The following is a 25,286-nucleotide window of genomic DNA, read 5'->3' on the forward strand; positions in this document are numbered from 1 at the left end:
CGATGCTGCTAAAAAACCTGTACTGCCGGGCGTAAATCATGCCCTTAAAAATTCCCTAAAAACCATTCCTTCATGCGCTGCCAGACTGCCTTCACCGAGCCGTCCTGACGCGTCACGATGTGGCCGCGCAGGTATTGCTTCTTCGCTTCCAGCAGCAGGCCCAATACCGTGGCATAGCGCGGACTGCGCACCACGTCGGCCAGCTGGCCCCGATACTCGGGCGTGCCAAGGCGCGCCGGTTTCAGGAAAATGTCTTCCGCCATTTCCACCATGCCGGGCATGATGGACGTGCCGCCCGTGAGCACGATGCCCGACGACAGCACGCCTTCGTAACCGGATTCGCGCACCACCTGGTGCACCATGGCGAACAGCTCCTCGACACGCGGTTCGATCACTGCCGCCAGCGCCTGGCGCGACAGGTTGCGCGGGCCGCGGTCGCCCAGGCCAGGCACTTCCAGCGATTCGCCGGGGTCGGCCAGGACCTGCTTGGCTACGCCATAGCGGATCTTGATTTCTTCCGCTTCCGCGGTCGGGGTACGCAAGGCCATGGCGATGTCGTTGGTGATCTGGTCGCCGGCGATGGGAATGACTGCCGTATGGCGGATCGCGCCATCGGAGAATACCGCCACATCGGTCGTGCCGCCGCCGATGTCGATCAGCACCACGCCCAGTTCCTTCTCGTCGGGCGTGAGCACGGCATCGGCGGACGCCATCGGCTGCAGAATCAGGTCCGACACTTCCAGGCCGCAGCGGCGCACGCACTTGACGATGTTCTGCACCGCCGACACGGCGCCGGTGACGATATGCACCTTCACCTCCAGGCGGATGCCGCTCATGCCGATAGGCTCGCGCACATCTTCCTGGCTGTCGACGATGAACTCTTGCGGCACCGTGTGCAGCAATTGCTGATCGGTCGGAATGTTAACCGCTTTTGCCGTCTCGATGACGCGCGCCACGTCGGTCGCCGTCACTTCCTTGTCCTTGATGGCCACCATGCCGCTGGAATTGAAGCTGCGGATATGGCTGCCCGCAATGCCCGCGTACACATTGCGGATCTTGCAGTCGGCCATCAGCTCGGCCTCTTCAAGCGCGCGCTGGATGGACTCCACCGTGGCCTCGATATTGACCACCACGCCCTTTTTCAGGCCCTTCGATTCGTGCTGGCCCAGCCCGATCACTTCGTGGCGCCCGTCGGACATCACTTCGGCTACCACCGCCACCACTTTCGAGGTGCCGATGTCGAGGCCGACGATCAGGTTTTTCGCGTCTTTTGTCATTTCTTTCGCCTAGTTTTTTGGGCTATTAATTAATTGGGTATTCGGTTAAGCCGGTTTTTTAATCGGACTGCTGTTTTTCTTCTTGATCACTGGCTTGCCATCCTTGCCTTCGGCCGGTATCACCAGGCCGGCGGAACTGAGCGCCAGGCCATTCTGGTAGCGCATATCGATCGTGTCGATATTTTCCAGCCGGCTCGCCAGCTGCGGGTAGATGCCCACCAGCCGGTCGACCCGCGCCTTCAGGGTCGTATGATTCTGCTCGCGTCCCAGCGCCACGCTCATGCCGTTATTCAGTTTCACGGTCCACGCATAGCGGCTCGACAGCGACAGGGTTTCCGGCACCATCTTCAGCGGCGCAAACCACTTTGCCAGCTGCACATAGGTGGCCAATACTTCTTTTTCGCTGCCATCGGGACCGGCAAACGCAGGCAATTCATGGTCGTCTTCCGCTTCGGCCACATTCGCCGTAAACACGTCGCCCTTGACCGACAGCAGGCGTCCATCCTCGCCCCAGGTGCCCAGCGCTTCGTGTTCTTCCAGCGCCACGATCAGCTGGTTCGGCCACTCGCGCCGCACGCTGGCACGGCGTACCCAGGGCACCGATTCGAACACGCCGCGCACGCTATCGAGGTTGGTCGTGAAAAAATTGCCCTTGATGCGGCCCAAAGTGCCGCTGCGCAGGGTCAGGTAATTCACGTGGCGCAAGCCCTTGTCGTCCGCGCTTTCCACCTTGATCGTGCGCAGGTCGAACATGGGACGCTGCGACACCCACCAGACGCCGGCGGCCACGCACACGACCAGAACCGCGGCCAGCAAGCCGTTGGCAGTCGTATTGAGGCTTTTAGCGTCATGCCACATATCAGTGCTGTCCCTTGTGCATTTTCAGACGCGCGCCAGCGACGATTTCCAGGCACAGGTCTTCATAGCTGATGCCCACCGCGCGCGCCGCCATCGGCACGAGCGAGTGCCCCGTCATGCCGGGCGAGGTATTGACTTCCAGCAGGAACAGCTTGCTGTCGGCCGCGCGCATCAGCACGTCCACCCGTCCCCAGCCTTCGCAACCGAGGGCGCGGTAGGCTGCCACGGCGATGCGTTCCATCTCCGCCACGATCGCCGGGTCCAGCTGCGGCGGGCAGAAATACTGCGTGTCGTCCGTGAAGTACTTGTTCTGGTAATCGTAATTGCCTTGCGGCGCGACGATCTCGATCGGCGGCAGCGCGCGCGCCGTGGCGCCCTTGCCCAGGATCGCGACGGTGAATTCGCGGCCCTTGACGAATTCCTCGGCCAGCACCGAATCATCGAGACCGGCGGCGATGTCGTAGGCTGCCTGGAAGGCCGATGCCTCGTTGACCGTGGTGATACCGATGCTCGAGCCTTCATGCGGCGGCTTGACGATCAGCGGCAAGCCCAGTTCTGCGGCGACCTTGGCCAGGTCGGAGCTGTCATCGAGCACCGCGTACTTTGGCGTCGGCAGTTGATGCATCAGCCAGATCATCTTGGTGTAAATCTTGTCCATGCCCACCGCGCAAGCCATCACGCCACTGCCCGTGTAGGGAATGCCCAGCTGTTCCAGCGCGCCCTGCAGGCTGCCGTCTTCGCCGAAGCGGCCGTGCAGCGCGATGAAGACGCGGTCGAATTTTTCAGCGGCCAGTTCGGCCAGGCTGCGTTCGCCCGTGTCGAACGCGTGCGCGTCCACGCCGCGGCTTGTCAACGCGGCCAGCACGCCCGTGCCGGACATCAGCGACACTTCGCGCTCGGCCGAGCTGCCGCCGAACAGGACGCCAACCTTGCCCAATTGTTTTACATCGATAGCTGAAGCTTGGTTCACATCAGGCCTTTACAGTGTTGGATGGATACGTAGTCAGTTGTTGCGGGATACCGCTGATGGAGCCCGCGCCCATGGTCAGCACGACGTCGCCGTCGCGCGCCACGCTCATGATGGTGTCGGCCATGTCCTTCATGGACTCGACGAAAATCGGTTCGATCTTGCCGCGCGCGCGCAGCGCATGCGCCAGGGCGCGGCCGTCGGCGGCGACGATAGGCGCTTCGCCCGCCGCATACACCTCCGACAAGAGCAGCACGTCGGGCGCGCCCAGCACTTTGACGAAGTCCTCGAACAGGTCGCGCGTGCGGCTGTAGCGGTGCGGCTGGAACGCCAGCACGAGGCGGCGGCCAGGATAGGCGGCGCGCGCGGCGGCCAAGGTCACTTCCGTTTCCACAGGATGATGGCCGAAATCGTCGACCAGCGCGAAGCTGCCGCCGTTCGGCAGCGCCACGTCGCCATAGCGCGTGAAGCGGCGGCCCACGCCGGAAAACTCGGCCAGGCCCTGCTGCGTGGCGCTGTCGGCGATGCCGATTTCGCGCGCGATGGCGATCGCCGAGCAGGCATTCTGCACATTGTGCATGCCGGGCTGGTTCAGCACCACGTCCAGGTCCGGATAGCCTTCCTGCAGCACGGTGAAGTGCATTTCCAGGCCCACGGCGCGCGCATTGATGGCGCGCACTTGCGCGTCTTCCGCGAAACCATAAGTGGTGACGGGCTTGGTGACGAACGGGATGATGGCGCGCACGTGCGGATCGTCGATGCACAGCATGGCGCGGCCATAGAATGGCAGGCGGTGCGTGAACTGCACGAAAGCCTGTTTGAGCTTTTCGAAATCGTGTTCGTAGGTGTCCATGTGATCGGCGTCGATATTCGTGATCACTTCGATCATCGGCGTCAGGTTCAGGAACGAGGCGTCCGATTCATCGGCTTCGGCCACCAGGTAGTCGCCCGAGCCCAGCTTGGCATTCGCGCCAGCACTGGTCAAACGGCCGCCGATGACGAAAGTCGGGTCGAGACCACCTTGCGCCAGTACGGAGGCGACCAGGCTGGTGGTCGTCGTCTTGCCGTGCGTGCCGGCAATCGCGATACCGCGCTTCAGGCGCATCAACTCGCCCAGCATCACGGCGCGCGGCACCAGCGGAATCTTGCGCGCGCGCGCGGCCGCCACTTCCGGATTGTCTTGCGGGACGGCGCCCGACGTCACCACCGCATCGGCGTCGCCGATATTTTCCGCTGCGTGGCCGAGCATGACGGTCGCGCCCAGGCTCGCCAGGCGCTGCGTCGCCGCATTGCTGCCCAGGTCGGAACCCGACACCTTGTAGCCGAGGTTGACCAGCACTTCGGCGATGCCGCTCATGCCGCTGCCGCCAATGCCGACAAAGTGGATATTGTTTACTTTATGCTTCACAGAGCTAACCTCATGCCAGTTTTTCCAATACGTGTGCGATCGCCTCATTGGCGTCGCGCTTGCCTGCTGCCAGTGCCGCTTGCGCCATGTGCTGGCAGGTATCCCGCGTCAAGGACGCCAGCAATGTGCTCAGCGACGCCGCACTCATTTCCGTTTGCGGCAGATGAATCGCCGCGCCTTGTTTTGCCATCCATTGCGCGTTGTCGCGCTGGTGGCTGGTGGTCGACGCCACCAGCGGCACGAGCACGCTGGCCACGCCGGCCGCCGTCAATTCCGACAGGGTGATGGCGCCTGCGCGGCAAATCACCAGGTCGGCCTCGGTATATGCCTTGGCCATGTCGTCGATGAAGTCGACCACATTGGCTTGCACGCCCGCCTGCGCATACGCGGCATGCAGGGCGTCGATATTCTTCTTGCCCGACTGGTGCGTCACCAGCGGGCGTTCGCCCTCCGGCATCAGCGCCAGCGCGGCGGGCAGATTGTCGTTCAGCGCTTTCGCGCCCAGGCTGCCGCCCACCACGAGGATGCGCAGCGGTCCGCTGCGGCCCGCGAAGCGAAGCGCCGGCGGCGCCATCGCGAGGATCTCGGCGCGCACGGGATTGCCCGTCACGACGGCCTTGCCGGCGGCGCTGCCGAAATCGGCAGGGAAACCAAAGCACACCTGCTGCGCCAGCGGCACCAGGGTCTTGTTCGACAGCAGCAGCGCCGCGTCGGCATTGACCAGCACCAGCGGCACGCCCTTGAGGCGCGCCATCAGGCCGCCCGGCACGGTGACGTAGCCGCCCATGCCCATCACCACGTCCGGCTTGCGGCGCGCGATGAAGCGGCGGATGGCAAAGAAGCTGGCCAGCATCTTGAAGCCGCCCTTGACCGTGTGCGCCAGGCCCTTGCCGCGCATGCCCGAGAACGCAATGGCGTCCATGGGAATGCCGCTTTTCGGCACCAGGTCCTGCTCCATGCCGTGGGTCGTGCCCAGCCAGCTCACTTCCCAGCCGCGCGCGCGCATCGTCTGCGCAATCGCCAGGCCCGGGAAGATATGGCCGCCGGTGCCGGCCGCCATGATCATCAGTCTTTTCGTCGTTTTCAAGTTTGTCACGTTGTTCATAGCCGGCCTCCGCGCATCAGGATCCGGTTTTCGTAATCGATGCGCAGCAAAATCGCCAGGCCAATACAGTTAATCAGTACGCCCGTACCGCCATAACTCATCAGGGGCAAGGTCAGGCCCTTGGTCGGCAGCAGGCCCAGGTTCACGCCCATGTTGATGAAGGTCTGCACGCCGATCCAGATGGCGATGCCCTTCGCCGTCAGGCCCGCAAAGGTCTGGTCGATGGCGATCGCCTGGCGGCCGATGTCGAACGCCCGCTTGATAATCCAGTAGAACATGCCGATCACGATCAGTACGCCCACCAGGCCCAGTTCCTCACCGATCACGGCCAGCAAGAAGTCCGTATGCGCTTCGGGCAGGTAGTGCAGTTTTTCCACACTGCCGCCCAGGCCCACGCCAAACAGTTCGCCGCGTCCGAAGGCGATCAAGGAGTGCGTCAGCTGGTAAGCCTTGTTCAGCGCATTGTCTTCCTGCCACGGGTCGAGATACGCAAAAAACCGCTCGCGGCGGAATTTCGACAAGGCGATGATGGTGACGAAGATCGCCGTCAGCATGGCGCCGATGCCGCCGAACCAGATGGCGTTGACGCCGCCCAAAAACAGAATGCCCATGGCGATGCAGACGATCACGCCGAAAGCACCCAAGTCGGGCTCCATCAGCAGCAGCAAGCCGACGAAGCTCACAGCCAGCGCCATCGGCATGAAGCCCTTGGTCAGCTTGTGCATGTATTCCTGCTTGCGCACCGTGTAGTCGGCCGCGTACAGCACCATCACCACCTTCATCAGCTCGGACGGCTGCGGCCGCAGGCCCGGCAGGTTCAGCCAGCGGCGACCGCCGTTGACCGACACGCCCAGGCCCGGTATCAGCACCATTACCAGCAGCACCAGGGTGCCGATGAACAGCCACGGCGCGATCTTTTGCCAGGTGGCGACGGGGATGCGGAACACCAGCGCGCCAACGATGATCGAAATACCGATGAACAGCGCCTGGCGCACGACAAAGTAATTGTTCGTGTAGGCGGCAAACTTGCGCGCATCCGACAGCGAGATCGACGCCGAATACACCATCACCATGCCCAGCAACATGAGCAGCAGGACCACCCACACCAGCGGCTTGTCGTAGTCCATCATCTTCGACTGCCGCGCGCGGCTATCCAGCGGCTTGGCAGCCGAGCCGGAACCAAAGCTGAAGGGCAGTTGGAAGGCCATCAGATATCCTGTCCGTTTTCCAGGGCGATGTCGCGCACGGCGTCGACAAACACCTGCGCGCGGTGCGCATAGTTCTTGAACATGTCCAGGCTGGCGCACGCGGGCGACAGCAGCACGGCATCGCCGGCCAGCGCCAGGCTGCTGGCGCGCTTGACGGCTTCCGGCAAGGTGGCGCAGTCGACGATGTCCACGCCGGCCGGCTCGAGGGCCACGCGCAGCGCAGGCGCATCGCGCCCGATCAGCACCACGGCGCGCACGTAGCGCGACACGGGTTCGGCCAGCGGCGAGAAATCCTGTCCCTTGCCGTCGCCGCCGGCGATCAGCACCAGGCGCTGTTCCGCGCCGCCAAACGCCTTGCCCAGGCCGAACAGGGCCGCCGCCGTCGCGCCCACGTTCGTGCCCTTGCTGTCGTCGTAGTATTCGACTTCATTGACTGCCGTGATCAGCTCCACGCGGTGCGGCTCGCCCTGGTATTCGCGCAAACCGTGCAGCAGCGGCGCGAATGGCAGGCCGATGGCGCGGCACAGGGCCAGCGCCGCCAGCGCATTCGAGGCATTGTGCTGGCCGCGGATTTTCAGCGCGTCGGCCGGCATCAGTTTCTTGGCCATCGTCGGCACCGGTTCCGGCGCCGGATCGTTCTTCTTGCGCTTTTTCTCGATCACTTCTTCGCTGGGCACGGCTTGCGCCAGCCAGAAGATGCCGCGTTCATTGACAAGGCCAAAGCTGTCCACTTCCACCGGTTCGCCCGTGCCGAAGGTGATCGTCTCGGTCAGCGGATCGGCCATGTGCATGACGGCCGCATCGTCGCGGTTCAATATGCGCACGGTCTGCTCGCCGAAGATGCGCGCCTTGTCGGCAGCATAGGCGGCCATGTCGCCATGCCAGTCCAGGTGGTCCTGCGACAGGTTCAAGACCGTGGCCGCATCGGCCTGCAGGCTGAACGTCGTGTGCAGCTGGAAGCTGGACAATTCCAGGATCCACGCTTGCGGCAAGCTGCTGGCGACGGGTTCTGCCGCTTCTTCTCCTTCAGCCACAGGCTGCGGCGCCGGTTCGGCGTCAAGCACTTCGCGCAACACGTCGAGCGCGGCCGGGCTGATATTGCCGGCCACGCGCGTGGCCAGGCCCGCGCGCTCGCACAGCAGCCCTACCAGGCTGGTGACCGTCGTCTTGCCATTCGTGCCCGTGATGGCGATGACTTTCGGCGCATAGCCGCGTTCCGCCTTCAGTGCAGCCAGCGCCTGCGCGAACAGTTCGATCTCGCCCCACACGGGAATATTTTTTTCAACAGCGGCCGGCGCAATGTGCGCCAGTTCGCGGCCCGGCGCCAGGCCAGGGCTGACGGCGACGAAGTCGACGCCATCGAGCAGGTCGGCCGTGAAGGCGCCTGCGATGAATTGCGCCTGCGGCACGGCAGCCTGCAGCGCGGCCAGGCGCTCAGGGGTTTCCCTTGTATCTGCCACGCGGACTAGCGCACCGCTGCGGGCCAGCCACAGGGCCATGGCCAGCCCCGATTCGCCGAGGCCCAGTACCAGTGCGGTTTTAGCGTCGTACGTCATCAGCGCAGCTTCAAGGTGGTCAGGCCGAGCAGCACCAGCATCATGGTGATGATCCAGAAACGCACGACAACCTGCGTCTCCTTCCAGCCTTTTTGTTCAAAATGGTGATGCAATGGCGCCATCAGGAAGACGCGGCGGCCGGCGCCATAGCGCTTCTTCGTGTACTTGAACCAGACGACCTGGATGATCACGGACAGCGTTTCGACGACGAAGATGCCGCCCATGATGAACAGGACGATTTCCTGGCGCACGATGACGGCGATGGTGCCCAGTGCACCGCCCAGTGCCAGCGCGCCCACGTCGCCCATGAACACTTTCGCGGGGTGCGTGTTATACCAGAGGAAGGCCAGGCCGGAACCGGCCAGCGCGCCGCAGAAGATCACCAGTTCGCCGGCGCCCGGGATGTGCGGGATGAACAGGTAGCGCGCATACGTGGCGTTACCCGTCAGGTAGGCGAACAGGCCCAGGGCCGTGCCGACCATTACAGTCGGCATGATGGCCAGGCCATCGAGACCATCGGTAAAATTGACGGCGTTGCTGGTGCCGACGATGACGCAATAGGTCAGCGCGATGAAGCCCCACACGCCCAGCGGATAGCTGATGGTCTTGAAGAACGGGACGATCAGGTCGGCCTTCGGCGGCAGGTCCATGGCGAAGCCCGACTGCACCCAGGCGTAGATCAGATTCCACACGTGGCCCGCGTCGGGTTCCGACACGGAGACGGAAAACGCCAGGTAAAACGCGGCGACGATGCCGATCAGCGACTGCCAGAAGTATTTTTCGCGCGAGCGCATGCCTTCCGGATCCTGGTGCACCACCTTGCGGTAGTCGTCGGCCCAGCCGACGGCGCCAAAGCCCAGGGTGACGATCAAGACCGGCCAGATGAAGCGGTTCGACAGGTCGGCCCACAGCAGGGTGGAAATGCCGATGGCGATGAGAATCAGTACACCGCCCATGGTGGGCGTGCCGTGTTTTTTCAGATGCGTTTGCGGGCCGTCCGTACGCACGGCCTGGCCAACCTTCATACGCGTGAGCATGCGGATCACGGCCGGACCGGCGCACAGGCCGATCAAAATCGCCGTCAAGGTGGCGAAGACGGCGCGGAACGTGATGAAGTTAAAGACCCGCAATGGGCCAATGTCGTCCTGGAAATAATGAGCGAGCCAGAGCAGCATGATTAGTGAGCTTCCTTGTTATTGTTGTTTGAACCAATCAAATGCTGCACGGCCCGTTCCATCTTCATGAAACGGGAGCCCTTGATTAATACTGTTGCATCCGAACGGCCGGACAAATGCGCATCGAGCGCCGCCAGCAAACCGTCGAACTGTTCGAAATACTCCACGACCGTGCCCGATTCCTGGCTCGCGGCAGCTTGCGCCGGATTGACCAGATGGCGCGCCAGGCCGCCCGTCGCCAGCACGTGTTCGATGCCTTTGGCGGCGGCGTAGGCGCCGATCTCTTCGTGGAACTGCTGCCCCTGCGTGCCGACTTCGCCCATCTCGCCCAGCACCAGGATGCGCGGTGCCGCGGCCTGCGCCAGTACATCGATGGCCGCGCGCGCCGAATCCGGATTGGCGTTATACGTGTCGTCGATGATGGTGGCGCCGTTGGCGGCACGTTTTTTCTGCAGGCGGCCATTCACGGGAGAAAACGCCTCCAGGCCCTGCTTGATATGTTCCGGCGCGATGCCGGCGCCAACGGCGCATGCCACGGCGGCCAGCGCATTGCGCACATTATGTTCACCGGCCGCCTGCAAGCCGACAAAAAACTGGCGCAGACTGCCGTCCCGTGCGCGCACGCTGACGAACAGGTCGCTGCCAAAATCCTCGGCCGCGCGGTGCGTGCAGCTGACGTCGGCCTCTTTCGACAGACCGAAGGTGATGGCGGCGCGTGCACCGGCCAGTTCGCGCCACAGTGGCGTGAATTCGTCGCCATGCGGGAAGACGGCCACGCCGTCGTCTGCCAGGGCCGCCAGCGCGGCGCCGTTCTCGCGCGCCACGGCTTCCACCGTATGCATGAATTCCTGGTGTTCGCGCTGCGCGTTGTTGACCATCGCCAGGGTCGGTGCGGCAATCGCGGCCAGGCGGGCAATTTCTCCCGGATGGTTCATGCCCATCTCGATGACGGCCGCCTTGTGTTCTTCATTCAGACGGAACAGGGTCAATGGCACGCCGATCTCGTTATTCAGGTTGCCGCGCGTGGCCAGCCGCCCCTCTTCGCCGAAGGCCGCCGCCAGGATGGCTGAAATCATTTCCTTGACGGTGGTCTTGCCATTGCTGCCGGTGACGCCGATGACGGGTACATTGAAGCGGCCGCGCCAGTGGTTGGCGATGCGGCCCAGCGCGATCAGGGTATCGGCCACCACGATGGCCGGCACCTTGCCGCTGTCCCAGCCTTCGGGCAGGCGCTCGACCACCACGGCGGCGACGCCGCGCGCGGCCACCTGGTCGAGGAAGTCGTGGGCGTCGAAACTCTCGCCGCGCAGGGCGACGAACAGCGAGCCGGCCGGGGCGCTGCGGCTGTCGGTGGACACGCCGTCAAAAACGGCGTCGCCCGTCAGCTGCGCGCCTTGCAGCGATGGCATCAGTTCCGCCAGGCTTGCGTGCATCAGGCGATCCATCAGTTCGTCCTCATCATCGTCAGGCGCGCGGACAGGGCCAGCTGCGCATGGTCGGCGTCGGAGAACGGCAGTTTTTTGCCCTTGATTTCCTGGTAAGGCTCATGGCCCTTGCCCGCCAACAGGATCACGTCCGGCTTGGCCGCGTGCTTGATGGCCGACAGGATGGCGGCGGCGCGGTCTTCGATGGCTTGCGGCTGCGGGCCGTCTGCGCGCATGCCGGCGACGATCTGCGCGATGATCGCGTGCGGATCTTCACTGCGCGGATTGTCGCTGGTGACCAGCACGTGATCTGCCAGTTGCGCGATGGCGCCCATCTGCGGACGCTTGCCCGGATCGCGGTCGCCGCCGCAGCCGAACACGCACCACAGCTGGCCGCCACGCTCCTGCGCCACCTGGCGCAAGGCAGCAAGGGTTTTTTCCAGCGCGTCCGGCGTATGCGCGTAATCGATGACGACCATCGGCGCTTCCTGGCCGCCCACCTGCTGCATGCGACCCGGGGCCGGCTGCAGCGATTCGATGCCGTCGATGGCCGCGCGCAGGCCGGTGCCGTGCGCCAGCAAGGCGCCCAGCACGGCCAGCGCGTTGCTGATATTAAAGTGGCCCACGAGTTGCGTCTTGACCAGCGCCACACCCAGCGCGCATTCCAGATGGAAGTCGGTGCCGGCATTGCGGCTGCGGAACTGGCTGGCGCGCAGCATCAATACGCCCGGCAAGTCGGGCAAGGCTGCCGCATCCTGCAAGGTGTAGCCGATGACCGGATATTCGCCGGACAGCTTGCCATCCACGTGGCGCACCAGGCGCAGGCCCATGGGGTCGTCCAGGTTGATGACGGCCGTTTTCAGGCCGGGCCAGTCGAACAGTTTGACTTTGGCCGCCTCGTAAGCCGCCATGTCGCCATGGTAGTCGAGGTGGTCGCGCGTCAGATTGGTAAACATGGCCACGTCGAAATGCATGCCGGCCGCGCGGTCCTGGTCCAGGCCGATCGACGACACTTCGATGGCAACGGCCTTGGCGCCGGCGTCGCGCATCGCGGCCAGTTTGCGCGCCAGCAGCACGGCGTCCGGCGTCGTGTAGCCGGTGACGTCGAATTCGATGGCGCCGCGCGGCTTGCACAGGCCGACGCCCAACGTCCCGATGACGGACGATGTTTCACCCAGGCGCGCCAGCGCTTGCGCCAGCCACAGCGCGCACGAGGTCTTGCCATTCGTGCCCGTCACGCCGGCGCTGAACATGGCGCTGTCGGGCATGCCGTAAAAAGCATGCGCCACGGGGCCGGCCAGGCGTTTCAGGTCGCTGACCAGCAGGTGCGGCACTTGGCTCCATGCGGCGTTCCATTCCACGGCGTCATGCACGATGGCGGCGGCGCCCTGCTCGATGGCGGCGGCGATGAAATCGGTGGCGCCCGCATAGGCGAAAAACACGTCGCCGCGCTGCACGCGGCGCGAATCGGACGTCAGCTGCCCGGACGGGGCAGCCGTTTTGATCCACAAACTGATGTCTTGTATGGTCATGAGTGACTTCACATGGCCTCCGGGCCGGCATTGGCCGGGACCACGATTTCAGTAACGGAGGAATCGGGCGGTACGTTCATCGCGCGCAGCGCGTTGGTCGCAATCGCCGCGAAAGCGGGAGCGGCAACCTGGCCGCCATAGTGGGCTGGGCCGGTCGGTTCATCGATCATCACGGCAATGATGAAGCGCGGCGCCGACATCGGCACCATGCCCACGAAAGAGCCGATGTATTTGCGCGGCATCGCATAGCGGCCGTTTTCCACTTTATAGGCGGTACCCGTCTTGCCGCCGACTCTGTAGCCGGCGACCTGGGCGCGCTTGGCCGAGCCGTGCGCGCCGGAGACGACGAGTTCGAGCATGGCGCGCATTTCGGCGGCCGTCTTCGGCTTGATCACCTGCTGGCCCACAGGCAGTTCATTGACCTTCTGGAACGACAGGGGAATCGTGTCGCCATCGCGCGCGAACATCATGTAAGAGCGCGCCAACTGGATCAGCGAGACGGAAATGCCGTTACCGTAGCTCATGGTGGCCTGTTCCACCGGGCGCCACGATTTGTATGGACGCACACGGCCGGCCACGGCACCGGGGAAGCCCCATTTCGGCTGCTGGCCGAAGCCCACCTTGGTAAACATTTCCCACATTTCCTGCGACGGCATGCCCAGTGCGATTTTCGAGGTACCGATGTTCGACGACATCTCGATGATTTCCGAGACATTGATCACGCCGTGCGGCTTGGTGTCGGTGATCGTGCGGTCGGCGATGGTGTAGCGGCCCGGGCCCGTGTCGATCAGGGTGCCCGGCTTGACCCGGCCCGTGTCGAGCGCCAGCGAGACCGTGATCGGCTTCAGGGTCGAACCGGGTTCGAAGGTATCGGTCATGACGCGGTTGCGCAGCTGCTGGCCCGTGAGCTTGCGGCGGTCGTTCGGGTCGTAGCTCGGGTAATTGGCCAGGGCCAGCACTTCTCCCGTATGCACGTCGAGCACCACGGCGCCGCCGGCCTTGGCATTGAATTTCTCCACCGCTTCCTTCAACTGCGTGAAGGCGATGTACTGGATCTTGCTGTCGACGGACAGGGTCAGGTCCTTGCCGTCATGCGGTTCGTGGATGAAACCGATGTCTTCGACGATGTGGCCCAGGCGGTCCTTGATCACGCGGCGGCTGCCGGTGGTGCCGACGAGGGTCTTCTGCTGCGCCAGTTCCATGCTTTCCTGGCCCACGTCTTCCACGTTGGTAAAGCCGACCACGTGGGTCATCACTTCGCCCTGCGGATAGAAGCGCTTGTATTCCTTGCGCTCGTCGATGCCGTCGATGCCCAGCTTGGAGATCTTGTCCGCCACGTCCATCTCGACCTGGCGTTTCAGGTAAACGAAGCTGCGGTCCGAATCGAGCTTCTTGCGCAATTCGTTGACGTTCATTTCCAGCAGGCCGGCCAGCGCATTGATTTTTTCGGGCGATGCCTGCAGCACGTCGTCGGGAATGGCCCAGATGGCTTTCACGGGCACGGACGAAGCGAGCACCTGGCCATTGCGGTCGGTGATCTTGCCGCGCGTGGCCGGCAATTCCAGCGTGCGCTCATAGCGCGCCTTGCCCTGCTTTTGCAGGAACTGCGTCGACACGCCCTGCAGCCACAGCGCGCGCGCGCCCAGGCCGGCGAAAGCAAAGAACAGCAGGAACAGCACGACGCGCGAACGCCAGACGGGCAGACGCACCGCCAGTACGGGGTTCTTCGAGAATGGCACGCCTTTCGATGCCGCCACCCGGCCGTTGCTATTACCGCCCAACTTCATTATTCGCCCTCCGTCAGGTATTGCGTACGCGCCGCCGTCAGCGGCGTCATGCTCAGGTCGCGCCGTGCGATCGATTCAATGCGTTCATGCTTGCCTAAAGTAGACTGGTCCAGCTGCAGTTGCGCCCAGTCGATGTCGAGCTGGCGCGACAGCGCTTGCGCGCGTTCCAGGTCGATCAGCAGGTGGCGCGACTGATACTGCGCGTTCACCAGCGACAGGCCGCAGCACACCAGCAGGGCCGACAGCACGACACACAGCTTGCCAGTCATCGGGCGCCGCCATTTGCAGGGGCGGCCAGCGGCAAACGCTGCGCCACGCGCATCACGGCCGAACGCGAGCGCGGATTGCCCTCGATCTCGGCGTCGGATGGCTTCATCTTCGAAATCAGCTTCATTTCCGGCTGCGGCAAGTCGACCGCGCGGATCGGCAGGCGGCGGTCAGGCTGCTCCACGTTCGCCTTCGAGGCGAAGAAGCGCTTGACCATGCGGTCTTCCAGCGAGTGAAAGCTGATCACGGCCATGCGCGCGCCAGGCGCCAGGCAGGCATACGCCTGGTTCAGGCCGATCTCGAGATCCTCGAGCTCTTTGTTAATGAAAATGCGTATGGCCTGAAAGGTGCGGGTAGCGGGGTCCTTACCCTTCTCGCGGGTCTTGACGGCGCCTGCCACGATGCCGGCAAGCTGTCGTGTGCTTGAAATTGGCTGGACTGCCCGGCCAGCAACAATCGCCTTTGCAATCTGAAAAGCAAACCGTTCTTCCCCATAATCGCGTATCACTTTCTCTAAATTCTGCTCGGTTTCCACCGCCAGCCATTCGGCCGCGGAGATGCCGCGCGTGGTATCCATGCGCATGTCCAGCGGTCCGTCGTTGCGGAAGCTGAAACCGCGCGCCGCGTCGTCGACCTGCGGCGACGAGATGCCCAGGTCGAGCAAAATGCCGTCCACCTGCCGCACGCCGCGTTCGGCCAGGCTGGCCGTCATGGTGGCAAAGCTGTCATGGACGATCTGGAAACGGGGGTCGGCGATCTGCTCGGCCGTGGCAATCGCTTGCAAATCCTTGTCGAAACCGATCAGGCGCGCGTCATCGGCCAGGCGCGACAAAATCAAGCGGCTATGGCCGCCGCGGCCAAACGTGCCATCGACGTAAACGCCGTGCGCGCGGTCGCCCGTCAGGTCGAGGGCATCGACCGCTTCATCGAGCAGCACCGTGCGATGCTGAAATTCCGGCACCGTGAGTTGTGTCATTACGGAGCCTTAGAAAGAAAAATTGGAAAGTACATCGGGGGTGCCGGCATCGATCGCCTGCTGTTCTTTGTCGGCCAATTTGGCGGCATCCCATATTTCAAAGTGGCTGCCCATGCCGATCATCATCACTTCGCGCGCCAGCCCGACGGCGTTGCGCAATTCGGGCGAGATCAGCACACGGCCGGCCGAGTCCAGCTCGACGTCGACGGCGTTGCCGAGGAAGATGCGCTGCCAGGCGCGCGCCGACATGGGCCAGGCGGCGATTTGCTGGCGGTGGCTTTCCCACACGGGACGGGGGAAAAACAGCAGGCAGCCATCGGGGTGTTTGGTCAGGGTCAAACGGCCTTCGCATTGAATCGCCAGCGCGTCACGGTGCTTGGCAGGGATAGACATCCTGCCTTTGGCATCGAGATTGATTGCGGACGCGCCTTGAAACACGGAAGACCTTTTTTGAGCTTGGGTTGCGATGCTTGCGCATCACGATAAAAAGGGAAAATTTCCCACAAAAACACACTTTTTCACACAGTTGCCCACTTTAGAGGAAGCAAAGATAGTGGTCAAGCGGTTTCCGATTGGCAAAACAGGAATTTTATTAATGAAATTAAGGACTTAGCGCATATCGTTGAAGGAGTCTCAAATAAAAATATATCGATAAATTAGATACTTATGAAAGATAGTGAATGTGCTACCTCATCTGCACACATGTGTTTTCCTACCGTAAACATCGAAAAAAACGAAATCAAATAATTGAATTTTTTACAGTTAGTTGACACATGACAATAATTTCCTTATCCAGGCACAACAGCAATCCAGCGCAGTGAAAGACTTGGTTTAAAGCAAAAAATAATCGTCCACGGCGCGTACCGGCCCTGTTTTCAGGGGCTGGCCTGACGCGGGAAAACTATTTTTGCAATGCAGCAATTAATTAGAACCAAGAAACTTTAACCAATTGTTCACTTTAGTTGTATATACAACTTTATCTTCCCCGCACTATTTTTAGAAACAAAAAAAGCCCCGTTGCGGGGGCTTTTTGGTTGGCGCGCAGCAGGCAAAGCTGCTGCGTCCGAGATGCCCCCTGGCAGACCAGGGAGCAGGAATTCAAGTGAAGCAGGCCGATAGGCCGGATTTTGTTACGGCGCCTTCCCTTGCAGGTCGGCGCTATGACAGTCATTCCTCTAGGCGCCAGATTACTCGGGCGCTCAAGCTTTCTACCCGCACGCTCCGCGAGCAGCATCATCGCGTGCCTATTTGAAATTGCACCAGGTGGAGGTTACCGCGTTTCACCGTAACTTAATACGCTCGTCTCTGTGGCCCTATTCCTCGCCTTATACCTTGCGGCTTTCAGCGGACGGCCGTTAACCGTCACCCCGCTCTATGGAGTCCGGACCTTCCTCCCGCCAGCGCATTACTGCGCCGGCCAGCGACTGTCTGGCCTGCTTCACCCGCCATTGTACCGCGCCGCAGCATGTTTCTGCAAAAGCGCGCCGCACCGGCCGGGGGATTGTGTAATTCGGTGTCGCCATTTCAAAAGCCGGGCCAAATCGGCTCACATAGAATGAGGCAAGCTGCTTGCATGCAGGCGCATGCGTACCGCTTGCCCCATTTCTTTGCCACCCACTAGAATATAAAGAGCCGAACATGACGCAACAATCCCGTACCGGCGGCCAGATCCTGGTCGATGCCCTGCAGATCCACGGTGTCGACACCGCTTTTGGCGTGCCTGGCGAAAGCTACCTGGACGTGCTCGACGCCCTGCACGACTCGGGCATCCGCTTCATCATCAACCGCCAGGAAGGCGGCGCCGCCTTCATGGCCGAAGCCTACGGCAAGCTGACGGGCAAGCCGGGTATCTGCTTCGTCACGCGCGGACCGGGCGCCACCAATGCCTCGATCGGCGTGCACACGGCTTACCAGGATTCCACGCCGATGATCCTGTTCATCGGCCAGGTGGGCAACGATTTCGTCGACCGCGAAGCGTTCCAGGAAATCGACTACCGCCGCATGTATGGCCAGATGGCCAAGTGGGTGGCGCAGATCGACCGCGCCGAACGCATCCCCGAATACCTGGCGCGCGCCTTCCAGGTGGCCACCAGCGGGCGTCCCGGTCCCGTCGTGCTGGCCCTGCCGGAAGACATGCTGATCTCGCTGGCCACGGTGGCCGACACGCGCGCCTACCAGCCGGTGCAAGCGGCGCCGTCCGGCGCCCAATTGCAGCAGTTGCGCGGCATGCTGGCCACCGCGAAGCAGCCGCTGGTCTTGCTGGGCGGCACCACCTGGACGCCGCAAGCGTGCGCCGACCTGCAGCAGTTCGCGGAAAACAATCAGCTGCCCGTCGCCTGCGCCTTCCGCTTCCAGGACTTGCTCGACAATGCGCACCCGAACTACATCGGCGACGTCGGCATCGGCATCAACCCGAAACTGGCCGCGCGCGTGAAAAATGCCGACCTGGTGATCGCCATCGGCCCGCGCCTGGGCGAGATGACGACGGGCGGCTACACCCTGTTCGATTCGCCCGTGCCGCGCCAGCGCCTCGTGCACATCCATACGGATGCCGAGGAACTGGGCAGCGTCTACCAGGCCGAACTGATGATCAACAGCGGCATGCCGCAAGTGTGCGCCATGCTGGCCGCCATGGCCCCCGTCGATGCTTCCGCATGGAAACATACGCCGGCCGAAGCCAAGGCCGAGCTGGCCGCCTACCAGGAGCAGCCGCCCATCTTCCAGGATGGCCAGGCGCCGCTGAACCTGTGGCAAGTGACGCAAGAGATCATGGCGCAAGTGCCGGCCGACACGATCCTGACGAACGGCGCCGGCAATTACGCTTCGTGGGCCCACCGTTTCTACCGCTACGGCGGCATGCGCACCCAGCTGGCGCCAACCAACGGCGCCATGGGCTACGGCGTGCCATCGGGCGTGGCGGCCAAGATCATCCATCCGGAACGCACCGTGATCACGTTTGCCGGCGATGGCGAATACATGATGAATGGCCAGGAACTGGCCACGGCCGTGCAATACCAGGCGGGCGTGGTCATCATCGTCTTCAATAACCAGATGTTCGGCACCATCCGCATGCACCAGGAGCGCGACTACCCGGGCCGCGTATCGGGCACGACCCTGCACAACCCGGATTTCGCGGCGCTGGCGCAAGCGTACGGCGCGCATGGCGAAGTGGTGAATACGACGGAAGAGTTCGCCCCGGCCCTGCAACGGGCGCTGGCGCACGCCAAGGCGCACAACTTGCCGGCCCTGATCGAGCTGCGCTACGACGGCAACCTGATCACGCCGAATGCGACCCTGGCCACCATCCGCGCCACGGCGGAAAAGGCGCAGGCGGCCAAATAAGCTCCTTGCAACGCTGCAAATAACAAAGGCCCGGTCGATACCGGGCCTTTTTCTTTTTGACAGCGGCAATCGCTCAGGCTGCGGGCACAGTCGCGCTTTCCTCGGCAGGCACTGGCTCGGCCGGCGCTTGCGGCATCGGCGGGCATGGCGTGCAGTTTTTCAGGGGACGGCCGAAATCGCGCACGCGGCTCAGTTTCATCGGCATGCGCACGTTGCCGCCGCAGTAATCGCCTTCCAGGGTCAGGGTCTGGCCATCCTTGGAAAACTTGCCGACGATGGTACGCTCTTCGCTGTCGGCGCCGGCGATGGTGAAGTCGAAAACGCCCGTGGCGGCGTCCAGGTTGACGTCGTTGGCCACGATGGGCCAGCTCAGCGCGCCGGCCGTGAATTCATAGATGACGGAATCGGCCTCGGCAAAGCGGTGCAAGGTGACGCGCTGGCCGCCGATTTCGCCGCTATCCTTTTGCAGGCACAGGTCGGAGTAGACGGCCACGCCGTAGCGCTCCAGTCCGGCCGGCTTCTTGCCCTTGACGGCAGCGGCAGCGGCGCCCGTGGCGCCAGCCAGCAGCAGCGCGGCCAGCATGGCAGCCAGGCGCGGCGATGTGTATGAATACATGGCATTCCTTTACTTGAGTAACGGCGCCATTATAACTGGCGCCGCCAATGCAAAAACGCGCCGCCAGGACTAGCCTGGAGACGCGTTTCCTTGCTTATCAGCATCCCCGAAGGGATGCTGGCAGCGGAACTAAGCTTCGCTTGCGCGAATATTAGAACGAGTGACGAACGCCAACGTTGAAGGCTTTGTCGCCCGTACCAACATTGCTGTTGTTACCAACGGTGTAGCCAGCGTTGTTTTTGTTCGAGATTTTAGCGTACGAAGCGTAGGTGCTGGTGCGCTTCGACAGAGCGTACGAGTAGCCCAGCGAGAACTGGTTAGCATCGGCGTTTGCGCTGTTTTTGTCGTTCACGTGGATGATCGAAGCCATCACGGTGCCTGCTGGACCAACTGGTACCGTTGCGCCGATCAGAGCGGTGGTGCTGTCGGTGCTGAAGCCAGCCGAAGTGTAGTCAAACGCGTTAACGTTGCCGTTGTTGCGGATGGCGCTGTTTTGGCCTTTGTTCACGCCGTATGCGACGTAAGCTTTAGCAACTGCGAAGTCGTAGTTAGCTGCAGCCAACCAGTTACGGCCGCTACCGGTTTCGGTCAGCGCGGTGTCGTTGCTGGTGTTGTTGTAAGCGATACGAGCGTTCAGAGGACCGTTCGAGTAGCCAGCCGACGCGCCGATTTTGCGGCCGATTTTGTTCGACTCAGCGTTTTCGCCGAAGGTGTAAGCCACGTCAGCGTCAAAGCCGTTGAAGTTTGGCGAGGTGTACAGCACGGTGTTGCTGGTGCGGGTGTTCGCTGGGAACAAGTTTTTAGCGGAACCAGCGTAGCCAGCTGCGAATGGATCAGCAACTTTCGACAGGGTGTTGTACCAAGGGGTGTATTGACGACCCAGGGTCAAGGTACCGGTCGTTTTGCTGCTCAGACCAACGTAAGCTTGACGATTGAACAAGGTACCAGCAACGTCTTGTTGACCGTTGTCAACGCCGAAGCCCGATTCCAGAACGAACAGTGCCGACAGGCCGCTGCCCAGATCTTCGGTGCCTTTGAAGCCGATACGGGAAGCCGAAGCAATGCCGCTGTCCAGTTTGTTAACGTTGCCGTTAACACCGCCGCGCTCGCTGACGAAACCAGCGTCAACGGTACCGTAGATGACAACGCTCGATTGAGCTTGGGCTACGCCAGTGGCTGCTGCCAGAACTGCCAGGGTGATCAGAGTTTTTTTCATTGCGATTTCCTTTAATTTTTGAAGCAAAAAGTAATACAGCCTATGCATCTCGAGCTGCGCTCTAGCAGAGCGCTTTTTATGAGTGAGGGCAAGGTCTCCACCTGCCACATTGCTGTTCCGGTCAGGGGAACATTCATATCGGTATCGGCACGCTATTGCACCGATAAGCTTGAAGGCTGCATAACGACCGTCATTCGTGCGCCGGTTCGGTGCTCAAACGGCACCGGAAGCGGCACTATAACGACCGTTTCACATTCCATCAAGTTCCAACATGTTACTTCCGGTACCAGGCCGAGGGCTTTTTCAGGCATCCCGACCATCGCCAACCGTACTACGCGACAGAGCCAGTGCCCCTTGCCAACCAATGCATTGGCCTGATTGACCATTCCATCATAGCGCATGCCTTGTCGACACCCGTTGTATTAGTGCAACAGTATCAGGCGAGTGATTAAAACGTCAACATGCTTTACCCGTCATTTGCCCTCCAAGATTTACGCGACAAAGCGCACAATTTGTCAGGCGATAATGGATAAACGGGACGAAGCATACACGGCATCGCCAATGTTTGCTGCCGAACGCACAAAAATGGGAAATAAAGCGCCCGTTTTTGGTGCGTTGCCGCATTATTCAGGGGCGTAGGCGCTATTTTCGACGTCGGCGCGCGCGTCAGAAAAATAGGCAAAGTAGCAACGAAATTACTGACTTTCCGGTAATTTAAATTGCTCACATAGAAATGTTTTCCGTGTTTTCCGGACTACGCTTCAGTTATCCGATTGGAACGGATGAGGACGACTCTTGCTTGCAAATTGCGCATCACTTGAAACAATTTCTTACAATGTTGCCTTCTCAATATTTTGATATATTTGTGTCTAAAAAACGACACTTTGACCGAAATCAAGTTTTCGCCTGACCCATTCCGCACAATTTACTTTTTCTTTTTTGCATTTTTTGCTTAAAAGCATCAAGAAACCACCTTAGCGCTGGCTTGCCCGCCGCAGCATGCGCATGAAACCGCCCAGCAACGGCAGTTTTTCATACAATTCTTCCGCCGCATCCCAATAATCTCGATGCACGACCACCCGTCCCTGCGTATCGAAACGCACATGGGTTGCGCCACGAATGCACTGTTCGCCAGATACCAGTCGTTTCATGCGGAAGCGAAACTCCCACGTCAGGAATGCTTGCTGCCCCTGCCCCACGCTTTCCAGCACGACAAACCGGGGCGCATCGACTTGCACGAACATGTGCTCGAAGATGGCCAGGATGGCGGCATGCCCCACCACCTCGTTGAACGGGTCCTTGAACTGGGCGCCTGGCGCATACACGGCGCCCAGCTGGGCCAGGCTTTCCAGGCTCAGGTGCTCGTAAAACCCCACCAGGCGCGCCAGCGCCGCTTCCACGCCTTCCGTCGTGTCCAGCATACTTGTGCTCATACGCCCGTCACCTTGCGGATCAGCCAGAAATAGGCGCGGTACGGCAACAGCCGCGCCAGGCGCATGGTATTGGTAAAGCGTTTGGGAAAGTGGATGTGGAACTGGCCCCGCTCGATGCCGTCGAGCATGGCGGCGGCCGCGTCCTGCGCCGTCATCAGAGCTGGCATCGTGAAATCGTTGTCCGCCGTCAAAGGCGTGGCGACAAAACCGGGGTTGATTTGATACACATCAATCCCGCGTGCATGCAGGTCCAGATACAGCGACTCTGTCAGGTTAATCAGCGCCGCCTTGCTGGCGCCGTACGCGAGGGCTTTCGGCAAACCGCCATAACCGGCCACCGAGGCGACGATGCCGATGCCGCCGCTGCCCTGGCGCAATAGCCACGGCAAGGCCTGGTCCAGGCAATTGAAGACGCCGCCCACATTCAGCGCCAGCAAGCCCTGGGCCGCCTCAAGGTCGAAGCTATCGGCGCGCATGGCCTGATAGCCGCCAGCGACGACCAGTATCAGGTCGATATGCGTCCATTGCTGCTGCAATTGCGCGCAGACGGCCCGCAGCTGCGCGTGCTGCGTGATATCGAGCGGCAATGCCTGCGCCAGCGGCTGCCCCTCGCACAGTCGCTCGAGGCTGGCGCGGTGACGTGCCGACAAGGCTACGCTCGCGCCCTGCTCCAGCAGCAAGGTCGCGCACGCGGCGCCGATGCCGCTGGAAGCGCCGATGATCCACACATGCTTGCCGGCCCAGCTGGTGATCTTGCGGTTCATGGGACCGCCTGCGGACGCTTGCTGAACGACAAGGTGACGGCGCCCAGGCTGAAACCGAACTTGCTCATGGCGGCGCGGTTCAGCATGACCTTGTCATCCATCAGGAACATCCAGTCCTCGAAGTCGACGTGGTAGACCGTGCCATCGACGGGCAGCGCCAGCACGTATTGCCAGCGCAGCGCATTGCCGGCCACTTCGCCGACGGCTTCCCCGATCACGTCGGGCGCCGTGCCGATGAAGCGCCCGGGCGCCGTCTTGCGCAAGGTCCACACGCGCCGTTGTTTGCTGCCGTCGGAATACGTGAAATCCTCGTCCAGGGTGCCAATCTCGCCCGTCCAGCTGGCCCGCATCACGACGGTGAAGCGCTTGACCACCTTGCCGGCGCGGTCCTGGAAGATGCCGTGGGCGTCCAGCGTGCCGTTGAAGTACTGCTGCAAGTCCAGCTTGGGTGTTTCCTGCGCGTAGGTGACAGGCGTGGGCGGCGTAGAACAGGCGGCCAGCGCCAGCAGCAAGGCGGCTGCCGTCATGCCGCGCCGGCAACATTTCATCAGATACATGGTCGATACTCCCCGGTTTCACTATATATATGTTGTAGAGGCGCGCGCCACAGCAGCAGCGCGGCCAGCAGTTTCAGGGCGCAGGGCAGCAAGGCATAGGCGGCGGACAGGGCCGGCAAGCCGCCGCGGCTGTTGCCAGGCACATAGCCGAGCCAGGCCAGCAGGGGCAAGGCGATGCCGGCCGCCAGCGCCAGGCTCATCTGTACGCCCCAGTTCCACCAGCCGAAATACGCGGCTTCGTGCCGCCCGGCATGGCCAGCCGCGCCGATCAGTCCTGCCAACAGGGCCGGAGGCAAGGCCAGGTCGGCGCCCAGCGCCAGGCCCGACAGCAGGCAGATCGTGGCAAAACCCCAGGCGGCGCCCGCGCCCAGGCCATACGCCCAGACAAACACGCAAGCTGCCAGCAGCATGGCGCCGCCCCAGGCGCGCGCCTCGCCAAAGCGGCGCGCCAGGGCTACCCACGCGGGCATCGAGGCGGCCGCCGCACAAAAGTAGACGATCAGAAACGGCCCGGCGTAATGGCCGAGGCGCAAGTAGTCGGTGGCAAAGAACAGGAACAGGGTGGCGGGGATGGCGGCCGCCACGCCATTGACGAGCAGGACGGCAAACAGCCAGCGAAACGCGCGCTGGCGAAACGGCAGCTTCCAGCCATTGCCGGAAACCGCTTCTGCGGCGCTGCGCAAGGCGGGACGCGGGGCGCGCGCCAGCAGCAGCGCGCCCGCCGCCAGCAGGCAGACGGCAAAGGCCAGCGACAAGCCGTCATAGCCGAACACCGAAGTGAGCCCCGCCGCCAGGATCACGCCGAACAAGCCGCAGCCTTCGCGCACGGCCGTCACGCGCGCCCGCTGCGCGCGCAGCTGGCTCAGGGCAGCACCCCAGCTCTGGTGCGCGATGCCGGCCAGGCCATAGGCGGTGTAGACGAGCAGCAAGGCAGCCAGGAACCAGGCCAGGGTGGCCGCTTCCCGCATGGCCGGTGGATGGAACAGGGCGCCAAAGCCCAGCAGCAGCAAGGGCAAGGAGGCGCCGACATATACGGCATAGCTGCGCCCGCCACGCGCCATCCAGGCACCGAGGGCAGGATCGATGAAGGCGGCGGCGATGCGGGCCGCCAGCAGCACGGCGCCGATCTGCGCCAGGTCCAGGCTGCTGCGCTGCGCATAAAACGGCGCCACATATATATAGATGGGCAGCGCCAGCATGGCCAGCGGCAAGCCGAACAGGCCATAACTGAACAAGGCTGGCAAGCTCAAGGCGCTGCCCACGGCATTCATGGCAGCGGGGCCGCACTCTGCAGCAAGGCCGCGCGCAGCTTCGGCGCCGTCGTCGACGGCGACAGCCAGATGGCAAAGAACGCGCGCGCAAAGTCGCCATCCGTCACATCCGCCAGCACCTTGCCATCGAGGTAAAAGCGCACGCCGGGCGCGACGCCGGCCCGGTAGACGCCCGCGATGCGCTGGTCTTCTTTGACGTCAGGAAAGATGCGCTGCATGGTGGACAGCCACGCCAGGCGCTGCGCTTCCGTGCCCACGCCCAACTTTTGCATCTGTTCATGACTGGCTTCGGCGATCTTCTTGCCGTCGAGCGCGCGTGCGTAGCGCAGTTCCAGCACAAACGGCGCCGTTTCGGACGCCGCGCCTTGGTAGCCTTGCGGGCCCACCCACAGTTGCGCCCGATAAATACGCATGCCGAACCACGTGTATTCGCCCTCGCCCGCCAGCCGGGCTTCGGGCACGTCGGCAGCGATAAAGGCCGGCGGCGCGGCCGCGGCACCCAACATGGTCAATGACAGCACAATAGTGGCAAGCAGGCGGCGCATGG

General features: G+C 62.5%; 22 protein-coding genes and 1 other RNA gene. 1 reads left to right on the top strand and 22 read right to left on the bottom strand.

From position 1 onward, the window contains the following. Positions 1-44: 44 nt before the first annotated feature. The 15 genes from ftsA to rnpB form a co-directional block, all read right to left on the bottom strand. Complete coding sequence (ftsA, locus tag JAB6_RS26300) at positions 45-1,277, bottom strand: cell division protein FtsA (RefSeq protein ID WP_010394955.1); 1,233 nt, start codon at positions 1,275-1,277, stop codon at positions 45-47. Between the two features lie 45 nt (positions 1,278-1,322). Next, a complete protein-coding gene (locus JAB6_RS26305) occupies positions 1,323-2,135 on the bottom strand; it encodes a cell division protein FtsQ/DivIB (protein ID WP_034748869.1) in 813 nt (270 codons plus the stop codon). A gap of 1 nt (position 2,136) precedes the next feature. Beyond that, positions 2,137-3,105 (bottom strand): D-alanine--D-alanine ligase, encoded by a 969-nt coding sequence (locus JAB6_RS26310; protein ID WP_051990971.1) that lies wholly within the window; start codon positions 3,103-3,105, stop codon positions 2,137-2,139. Between the two features lies 1 nt (position 3,106). Continuing rightward, on the bottom strand, positions 3,107-4,510 hold the full coding sequence (murC, locus tag JAB6_RS26315; RefSeq protein WP_058050719.1) for a UDP-N-acetylmuramate--L-alanine ligase: 1,404 nt from the start codon (positions 4,508-4,510) through the stop codon (positions 3,107-3,109). A gap of 10 nt (positions 4,511-4,520) precedes the next feature. Further along, positions 4,521-5,615: an undecaprenyldiphospho-muramoylpentapeptide beta-N-acetylglucosaminyltransferase gene (gene murG / locus JAB6_RS26320; RefSeq protein WP_083293042.1), complete on the bottom strand. Its 1,095-nt coding sequence runs from the start codon at positions 5,613-5,615 to the stop codon at positions 4,521-4,523. After that, positions 5,612-6,823, bottom strand: a complete 1,212-nt coding sequence (ftsW, locus tag JAB6_RS26325; protein ID WP_034748882.1) for a putative lipid II flippase FtsW — start codon at positions 6,821-6,823, stop codon at positions 5,612-5,614. The genes murG and ftsW overlap by 4 nt, the downstream gene beginning before the upstream one ends. Then, positions 6,823-8,379 carry a UDP-N-acetylmuramoyl-L-alanine--D-glutamate ligase gene (gene murD, locus JAB6_RS26330; RefSeq protein ID WP_070305667.1) on the bottom strand — a complete coding sequence of 519 codons (1,557 nt, stop codon included), beginning with the start codon at positions 8,377-8,379 and terminating at the stop codon, positions 6,823-6,825. Before murD ends, ftsW begins: the two co-directional genes overlap by 1 nt. After that, complete coding sequence (mraY, locus tag JAB6_RS26335) at positions 8,379-9,554, bottom strand: phospho-N-acetylmuramoyl-pentapeptide-transferase (protein WP_034748886.1); 1,176 nt, start codon at positions 9,552-9,554, stop codon at positions 8,379-8,381. Before mraY ends, murD begins: the two co-directional genes overlap by 1 nt. Before the next feature lie 2 nt (positions 9,555-9,556). Continuing rightward, complete coding sequence (gene murF, locus JAB6_RS26340; protein WP_070305826.1) at positions 9,557-10,987, bottom strand: UDP-N-acetylmuramoyl-tripeptide--D-alanyl-D-alanine ligase; 1,431 nt, start codon at positions 10,985-10,987, stop codon at positions 9,557-9,559. A gap of 11 nt (positions 10,988-10,998) precedes the next feature. Continuing rightward, entirely contained in the window at positions 10,999-12,510 is a 1,512-nt protein-coding gene (locus tag JAB6_RS26345; protein WP_070305669.1) for a UDP-N-acetylmuramoyl-L-alanyl-D-glutamate--2,6-diaminopimelate ligase, read from the bottom strand. An 8-nt stretch (positions 12,511-12,518) separates the two neighbouring features. After that, positions 12,519-14,297 (bottom strand): penicillin-binding protein 2, encoded by a 1,779-nt coding sequence (locus tag JAB6_RS26350; protein ID WP_034748891.1) that lies wholly within the window; start codon positions 14,295-14,297, stop codon positions 12,519-12,521. After that, positions 14,297-14,566: a cell division protein FtsL gene (gene ftsL, locus JAB6_RS26355; RefSeq protein WP_034748894.1), complete on the bottom strand. Its 270-nt coding sequence runs from the start codon at positions 14,564-14,566 to the stop codon at positions 14,297-14,299. Before ftsL ends, JAB6_RS26350 begins: the two co-directional genes overlap by 1 nt. Continuing rightward, positions 14,563-15,540: a 16S rRNA (cytosine(1402)-N(4))-methyltransferase RsmH gene (gene rsmH / locus JAB6_RS26360; RefSeq protein ID WP_070305671.1), complete on the bottom strand. Its 978-nt coding sequence runs from the start codon at positions 15,538-15,540 to the stop codon at positions 14,563-14,565. The genes ftsL and rsmH overlap by 4 nt, the downstream gene beginning before the upstream one ends. Positions 15,541-15,549: 9 nt before the next feature. After that, a complete protein-coding gene (mraZ, locus tag JAB6_RS26365; RefSeq protein ID WP_034748899.1) occupies positions 15,550-15,978 on the bottom strand; it encodes a division/cell wall cluster transcriptional repressor MraZ in 429 nt (142 codons plus the stop codon). 662 nt (positions 15,979-16,640) lie between these two features. Further along, an RNA gene (gene rnpB, locus JAB6_RS26370) (RNase P RNA component class A) lies at positions 16,641-16,980 on the bottom strand. Positions 16,981-17,178: 198 nt separating this feature from the next. On the opposite strand from rnpB, the gene JAB6_RS26375 reads away from it, so the two are divergent. Further along, a complete protein-coding gene (locus JAB6_RS26375) occupies positions 17,179-18,882 on the top strand; it encodes a thiamine pyrophosphate-binding protein (RefSeq protein ID WP_070305673.1) in 1,704 nt (567 codons plus the stop codon). Between the two features lie 73 nt (positions 18,883-18,955). On the opposite strand, the gene JAB6_RS26380 is transcribed toward JAB6_RS26375, so the two are convergent. The 7 genes from JAB6_RS26380 to JAB6_RS26410 form a co-directional block, all read right to left on the bottom strand. Further along, on the bottom strand, positions 18,956-19,498 hold the full coding sequence (locus JAB6_RS26380) for a hypothetical protein (protein ID WP_070305675.1): 543 nt from the start codon (positions 19,496-19,498) through the stop codon (positions 18,956-18,958). Positions 19,499-19,649: 151 nt separating this feature from the next. Beyond that, a complete protein-coding gene (locus JAB6_RS26385; RefSeq protein WP_034748905.1) occupies positions 19,650-20,714 on the bottom strand; it encodes a porin in 1,065 nt (354 codons plus the stop codon). A 974-nt stretch (positions 20,715-21,688) separates the two neighbouring features. Further along, positions 21,689-22,147, bottom strand: coding sequence for a nuclear transport factor 2 family protein (locus JAB6_RS26390; RefSeq protein WP_139143507.1), 459 nt, complete (start codon positions 22,145-22,147; stop codon positions 21,689-21,691). Next, positions 22,144-22,911, bottom strand: a complete 768-nt coding sequence (locus tag JAB6_RS26395) for an SDR family oxidoreductase (protein WP_034748911.1) — start codon at positions 22,909-22,911, stop codon at positions 22,144-22,146. The genes JAB6_RS26390 and JAB6_RS26395 overlap by 4 nt, the downstream gene beginning before the upstream one ends. Continuing rightward, on the bottom strand, positions 22,908-23,468 hold the full coding sequence (locus tag JAB6_RS26400) for a DUF3833 domain-containing protein (protein ID WP_175444619.1): 561 nt from the start codon (positions 23,466-23,468) through the stop codon (positions 22,908-22,910). The genes JAB6_RS26395 and JAB6_RS26400 overlap by 4 nt, the downstream gene beginning before the upstream one ends. After that, on the bottom strand, positions 23,459-24,739 hold the full coding sequence (locus tag JAB6_RS26405; protein ID WP_070305679.1) for an MFS transporter: 1,281 nt from the start codon (positions 24,737-24,739) through the stop codon (positions 23,459-23,461). Before JAB6_RS26405 ends, JAB6_RS26400 begins: the two co-directional genes overlap by 10 nt. After that, entirely contained in the window at positions 24,736-25,284 is a 549-nt protein-coding gene (locus tag JAB6_RS26410) for a chalcone isomerase family protein (protein ID WP_070305681.1), read from the bottom strand. Before JAB6_RS26410 ends, JAB6_RS26405 begins: the two co-directional genes overlap by 4 nt. Between the last annotated feature and the right edge of the window lie 2 nt (positions 25,285-25,286).

Origin of the sequence: Janthinobacterium sp. HH104, assembly GCF_001758715.1 — a bacterium.
In the GTDB taxonomy this organism is placed as follows: domain Bacteria; phylum Pseudomonadota; class Gammaproteobacteria; order Burkholderiales; family Burkholderiaceae_D; genus Janthinobacterium; species Janthinobacterium aestuarii.

Bases quoted from the DNA above. Each gene is read 5' to 3' on its own strand.
- ftsL (WP_034748894.1), bottom strand. From the start codon at position 14,566: ATGACTGGCAAGCTGTGTGTCGTGCTGTCGGCCCTGCTGGTGTGCTGC.
- ftsW (WP_034748882.1), bottom strand. From the start codon at position 6,823: ATGGCCTTCCAACTGCCCTTCAGCTTTGGTTCCGGCTCGGCTGCCAAG.
- rsmH (WP_070305671.1), bottom strand. From the start codon at position 15,540: ATGACACAACTCACGGTGCCGGAATTTCAGCATCGCACGGTGCTGCTC.
- JAB6_RS26400 (WP_175444619.1), bottom strand. From the start codon at position 23,468: ATGTATCTGATGAAATGTTGCCGGCGCGGCATGACGGCAGCCGCCTTG.
- murF (WP_070305826.1), bottom strand. From the start codon at position 10,987: ATGCACGCAAGCCTGGCGGAACTGATGCCATCGCTGCAAGGCGCGCAG.
- JAB6_RS26380 (WP_070305675.1), bottom strand. From the start codon at position 19,498: ATGTATTCATACACATCGCCGCGCCTGGCTGCCATGCTGGCCGCGCTG.
- ftsA (WP_010394955.1), bottom strand. From the start codon at position 1,277: ATGACAAAAGACGCGAAAAACCTGATCGTCGGCCTCGACATCGGCACC.
- JAB6_RS26390 (WP_139143507.1), bottom strand. From the start codon at position 22,147: ATGAGCACAAGTATGCTGGACACGACGGAAGGCGTGGAAGCGGCGCTG.
- mraY (WP_034748886.1), bottom strand. From the start codon at position 9,554: ATGCTGCTCTGGCTCGCTCATTATTTCCAGGACGACATTGGCCCATTG.
- JAB6_RS26410 (WP_070305681.1), bottom strand. From the start codon at position 25,284: ATGCGCCGCCTGCTTGCCACTATTGTGCTGTCATTGACCATGTTGGGT.
- JAB6_RS26395 (WP_034748911.1), bottom strand. From the start codon at position 22,911: ATGAACCGCAAGATCACCAGCTGGGCCGGCAAGCATGTGTGGATCATC.
- JAB6_RS26405 (WP_070305679.1), bottom strand. From the start codon at position 24,739: ATGAATGCCGTGGGCAGCGCCTTGAGCTTGCCAGCCTTGTTCAGTTAT.
- JAB6_RS26305 (WP_034748869.1), bottom strand. From the start codon at position 2,135: ATGTGGCATGACGCTAAAAGCCTCAATACGACTGCCAACGGCTTGCTG.
- murD (WP_070305667.1), bottom strand. From the start codon at position 8,379: ATGACGTACGACGCTAAAACCGCACTGGTACTGGGCCTCGGCGAATCG.
- JAB6_RS26345 (WP_070305669.1), bottom strand. From the start codon at position 12,510: ATGACCATACAAGACATCAGTTTGTGGATCAAAACGGCTGCCCCGTCC.
- JAB6_RS26350 (WP_034748891.1), bottom strand. From the start codon at position 14,297: ATGAAGTTGGGCGGTAATAGCAACGGCCGGGTGGCGGCATCGAAAGGC.
- JAB6_RS26375 (WP_070305673.1), top strand. From the start codon at position 17,179: ATGACGCAACAATCCCGTACCGGCGGCCAGATCCTGGTCGATGCCCTG.
- JAB6_RS26385 (WP_034748905.1), bottom strand. From the start codon at position 20,714: ATGAAAAAAACTCTGATCACCCTGGCAGTTCTGGCAGCAGCCACTGGC.
- murG (WP_083293042.1), bottom strand. From the start codon at position 5,615: ATGAACAACGTGACAAACTTGAAAACGACGAAAAGACTGATGATCATG.